2 protein-coding genes are annotated in these 5,608 nt (G+C 65.2%); both read left to right on the forward strand.

What is annotated here, in order from left to right; genetic code table 11:
- The coding region (gene addB / locus WA989_RS14700; protein WP_424341232.1) for a double-strand break repair protein AddB at window positions 1-2,697 on the forward strand (2,697 nt) is incomplete at its 5' end.
- A partial coding sequence (locus tag WA989_RS14705; protein ID WP_424341233.1) for a UvrD-helicase domain-containing protein occupies window positions 2,690-5,608 on the forward strand: 2,919 nt, incomplete at its 3' end. The genes addB and WA989_RS14705, both read left to right, overlap by 8 nt.

Here is a 5,608-nt window from a genome sequence, read left to right on the forward strand (position 1 = left end):
GCCTATTACGACCAGCAAGGCAAACCGATCCCGCCCGCCTCGTCCATCGCGGCGGCGCGCGAGCTTGCCCGCCTGCTCGATCAGGCGGCGCTGTCGGGCGACAGCGACTGGAGCAAGCTCCACACGCTCGTTGCCGATCGCCAGCTCGCCGAACACTGGAAGCGCTCTGTCGATTTCCTCGACATCATCGTGACTCAGTGGCCGGAGGAGCTTGAAAAGAACGTCCAGATGGACCCCTATGCCCGCCGGCTCGCCGCCGCCGAAGCGATGGCGGCCAACTGGCAGGCCAATCCACCAAAAGGCGATGTCATCATCGCCGGTTCGACGGGGGCAGACCCATCCGGCCGCGTGCTGATGAAAGCCGCGCTCAGCTTGCCACGCAGTCTGATCGTCCTGCCGGGGCTTGATGCCAGCGTCGAGCCTGGCGCCTGGCGCCGCATCGCGCAGACGCCGAACCATCCGCAATTCGCGCTTGCAGAAACGCTCGCCGCCCTCGGCTACCGGCCCGATGAGATCGGCGCATGGCCGGACATCGAAGCTGATGAAAAAGCCTCTGCCCGCCGCGCCCTGATCCACGAAGCCCTCGCGCCCGCCGACGACACGTCCGGCTGGCTCGAACGGCTCGACGAAATGGCCGGCGCCGAAGCGCCTGCCGATTTTGCCCGAAAGGGTTTTTCCGGCCTCACCCTGATCGAAGCGGCCGATGAAGCCGAAGAAGCCTGGTGCGCCGCGCTCCTGCTGCGCCAGGCCCTCGAAACCGACACAGAAACCGCCGCCCTCGTCACGCCAGACGCAGGCCTCGCCCGCCGTGTCTCGGCCTTGCTCACACAATGGGACGTTCACGTTGCGCCGTCTTCCGGCACACCGCTCCTGCAAACACCCGCCGGCAGCCTCGCCGCACTGATCATGGACTGGACCACCGATCCGAGCCATCCGGTGAAGCTCCTCGCCGTTCTGAAACACGCGCAGGTCACCTATGATTTTCCGCTCGCCACATTCGAGCGCCAGATCCTACGCGGGCCGCGCCGCTGGCAGGACTGGGACGACCTTTCCGCGCATATCAACCGCCTTGACCGCGACACAGACCACCGCCGCCGCTCAGGTCTTTCGGACGCCGATATCGAGCAGGCGCATACCATCGCCAGTGACCTCGCAGCCCGCTTCGCCGCCGCCGGTCTCGCCCATCCAGACGCCGCCATCGAAGGCCAGGCCTATCTCGAAGCGGTCGCAGAGATGATGGGCGAGCTTGGTGCGACGCCGCTGCCCTGGGCCGGCGAAGACGGCGCGATGCTATCCAATACGCTGCGCGATTTTGCCCTCGTCGCAGCCAGCATGCCGCCCGCGACGCCGGAAACCTGGTCTGAGCTTTTCAGGGCCTATTGCGGGACGCTGACGGTGCGCGGCAACGCTGATCATCCACGTCTTTCCATCTGGGGGCCGCTGGAAGCGCGCCTGCAAAGTGCTGACCGGCTGATCCTCGCTGGCCTGAATGAAGGCGTCTGGCCCGGCCAGCCTCCCGCCGATGCCTTCCTTCCGCGCAGCTTTCGCAAGGAGATTGGCCTGTCCGATCCCGATGAGCGCATTGGCCTGTCCGCCCACGATTTTGCGCAGATGGCCTCGGCTCCAAACGTGACGCTGCTCTCAGCCAAGCGGCGCGAAGATGCGCCTGCTGTCAGCTCGCGCTGGCTCTGGCGGCTGAATACGCTGGCGCGCGGCGCATTGGGGGAGGAGGGTGCTGCCGACGCGCTGAAGCCAGCAGAAGACGCCGATCCGCGCGTGTGGCTTGAAGACCTTAGCAATCCGCCCCCACTCGACCTCGACACAGCGCCGTATCCGACGCCTGCCCTGGACCATCGCCCGAAAAAGCTTTCTGTCACGCGTATCGAATCCCTGCAGCGCGATCCTTACGCCATCTATGCGCAATACGTGCTCGGCCTGATCAGGCTCGACGGTCTGGACCTGCCCGTCGATGCACGCCCGCGTGGCACCGCGATCCACGCAGCCCTCGAAAAGTTCGAGGAGGACGGCGTCGAGAAGTCTGCAGACCAGCTCATCACCATGCTGGAACAGGAACTGCGCGAGGCGGGCGAGGCCGAAGACGTTATCCTCGGTGCGGTCGCATCCCGAAGAAAAGTGGCCGACGAGTATATCGCCTGGCGCGCGTCCCGCCTGCACCTGATCGCGGGCACTCCGTACACAGAGATCAAGGGCGAGCATGGCTTTGACGTGCCTGGCATGGAAGAGAAATTCCGTCTGACCGCCACGGCCGACCGGATGGAAAAGCATCAGGACGGCACGCTCGCTATCCTCGATTTCAAGTCCGGCGCGCCGCCCGGCGAGGGCGAGGTCCGCACCGGTCTCAACCCGCAAATGCCGCTTCAGGCAATCATCGCTGAACAGGGCGGCTTCGCAGACAGCGGCGTCACCGCAAGACCCGTCAGTAGGCTGACCTATGTCCAGTTCGGCAGCAAGTTCGCGGTGCGTAATATCGGCGAGAAATCTGGCAGGCATGAAGAAGTCGCGCTCGAAGACATCATCGAGGACACCCGCGCGGGTTTCCTGAAACTCATCGAGAAGTTCGCAAAGCCCGATCATCCCTACATTTCCATGCCGCGGCCGAAATGGGCGAAATATGGCTCTGACTATGCCCGGCTTGCCCGGCGCGACGAGTGGGCCGCGGAGGATGGCGATGACTGAGATTTCGCACGCCGACGCCTACAACCAAGCGCAGGATGCGCAGGCCGATGCCGCCCTGCCGGACCGCTCCGCATGGGTCGAGGCGCATGCCGGCTCCGGCAAGACCAAGGTGCTGATCGACCGCGTGGCGCGGCTGCTGCTGCGCCGCGAGGATGGCCGGGCCGGCGCCGCGCCTGACACCATCCTCTGCGTCACCTACACCAAGGCTGCCGCCAACGAGATGCTGAGCCGGCTTTATCGCCAGCTCGGCGGCTGGTCTGTCGCGCCAGATGACGAGCTGCGCAAGGCCCTCGGGGACCTCGAACGCCGTGCGCCGGACAGCTACACGCAGGAAGACCTGCAAGCGGCCCGCGCCCTGTTTGCCCGCGCGCTCGAGACGCCGGGAGGCCTCCGCATCGAGACGATTCACGCTTTCTGCTCGCGCATCCTGCGCCGCTTCCCGCTCGAAGCGGATGTCTCGCCAGGCTTTGGCGAGATCGAAGACCGCGAGGCTGACCAGATCTGGAAAGACAGCCTTCGCGACCAGATCCTGCACGCGGATGCAAACGCTCCGGAGGCGCTTTCCCTGCTGTCAGAGACAGGCGGTGGTCTAGGCGCGGCCTCCGTTCTGTCCAGCCTTCGCAATGTCCGCACCCGGATGGCAGGCCGGTCTCTCGATGCGCTCGACGCGGAGATAAAGACCGTCCTCGGCGCGCCAGACGAGGCAGTCCAGGACATCCTCGAAGCCGCGCTTGGTCGGGATTTCCCGACTGAAGAGGTCCGGACCATCCTGCGGGGGCTGCATGAATGCCCCAAGCGCGGCGCGTCCGACGAAAAAATGCTCGCGACGCTGGAGTTCGTGCTCTCCAATGCACGGCTTGAGGACAGGTGGGAGGCCTGGTGCTGCCTTTTCCTGACCGACAAGGGAGAATGGCGCAAAAGCAATTGCTACACGGCCGGCGCGGCAAAACTTGTCTCCGGGCTCGCAGACGGTTTCCAGATGAAGGATGGCGAGGGCAGCGAAGTGGCTCGCTTCCGCGCCGTCCAGACCCAGCTTCTCGCCCGCCGGGCCTATGAGCGGACATCGGCGCTCATCCAGGTCGGTCTGCCTGTTCTGAAAGATTACGACGATGGCAAGAAGCGCCGCGCCGCTCTCGATTTCGACGATCTTATCCAGCAGACAAAAGGCCTGCTGACGCGCGGCGGGGTGGCCGAATGGGTGCTGTACAAGCTCGATGGCGGGCTGACCCACATCCTGCTCGACGAGGCGCAGGACACCAGCCCCGACCAGTGGGTTCTGATCAATGCGCTGGTCGAGGAATTTCGCTCCGGCATGGGCGCCGAGCGCTCGACCGATCCGCGCACCCAGTTCACTGTGGGCGACAAAAAACAGTCCATCTATTCTTTCCAGGGCGCCGACCCTGAGCGCTTCCTGACAGAAAAGCGCGTGTTCGCCGCCGCTGAGGAGGCGCTTCACGGCCAGGCGAACATGCCGGACATGACCATGTCCTTCCGCTCGACGTCGGACGTCCTCTCCTATGTCGATGCGGTGTTCAACCAGGACGTTTTTGCAGGTGATCCGTTCACGGAGACACCGCCGGATGAGGCTGATGAGCTGAACCATATGGCGAGCCGCGCGGATCAGCCCGGCCGGGTCGATCTCTGGGCGATCGAGCCGCATACAGACGAAGACGAGGGCGACCCGTGGGACGCGCCGCTCGATCATATTTCAGAGGGCTCGCCAAAGAACACACTGGCAAAGAAGGTCGCTGGCGAGATCAGGGCGATGATCGATCGCAAGGACCCGGTCTGGCAGGGCAAAGCGCAAAGACCTGTAAGCCCTGAAGACATCCTGATCCTGGTACGCAAGCGCGGCCCGCTTTTCGAAGCCCTGATCAAGGCGCTGAAGGCCGAGAAACTGCCTGTTGCCGGCGCCGACAGGCTGGTCTTGCTCGACCATATCGGCGTGCAGGATTGCCTTAACCTGATCCGGTTTGCGCTCTTCCCCGGCGATGATCTGACGCTGGCGGAAATCCTGCGCGGGCCGTTCTGCGGCCTGGTCGATGACGACAATGACCTCTTCACGCTCGCCCATGATCGCCGGCGCGGCGAAACCCTGTGGGACCGGCTCAGCACCAGCGTGGATCCGCGAATCCTGCCTGCGCGTCATTTCTGCGAAGACCTCATTGCCCATCGCCACCTGCCCGCTTTCGACTTTCTCAGCCGCGCGCTGACCCTCCGCCGCGCGGGCAATCTCTCCGGCTGGGACCGGCTCATCCAGCGCCTCGGCGAGCCAGCCCGCGACCCGGTCAGCGCACTCATCGACCGCGCGCTTGGTTATGACATGGGCGAAGCGGCCAGCCTTCAGAGCTTCCTTGCCGAGATCGAGGGCGATGACAGCCAGCTCAAACGCGACCTTGCCGAAGCCGACGGCGAGATCCGCGTCATGACGGTGCACGGCGCCAAGGGTCTCCAAGCCCCGATCGTCATCCTGCCGGACACGACAGCGCCGGAAAAAGCCGATACGAACGGGCTTTTCATGGTGGAGGGCAAGACGCCCGTCTACAGCCCGAACAAGAAGGAAGACCCGCCGCTGCTCGAGCGCCTGCGCCTTGAGCGAAAGACCGCGCAGGCCCGCGAATCCCGGCGCCTCCTCTATGTCGCGCTGACCCGCGCACAGGACCGGCTAATCATTGCCGGGGCCTATGCCGGCCGCAAGGGCGGGGCAGGCTACACGCCGGATGGCTGGTACGGCCTCTGCCGCGCCGCCATGGTCTCACTCGTCGGCGAGGGCGCAGACGATGGCGACACGCTGACCTATGGCACGGACCTGCCGCCCCTGAGCGACGCTGAAGCAGGCACCACCGCGCCTCCTCGCGCAGCCCCCGACTGGGCCACCCGCCCGCCGCCTGAAACCGCCAAAGGCCCGGAC

Source organism: Henriciella sp. (assembly GCF_049649345.1).
Classification (GTDB): Bacteria; Pseudomonadota; Alphaproteobacteria; order Caulobacterales; family Hyphomonadaceae; genus Henriciella.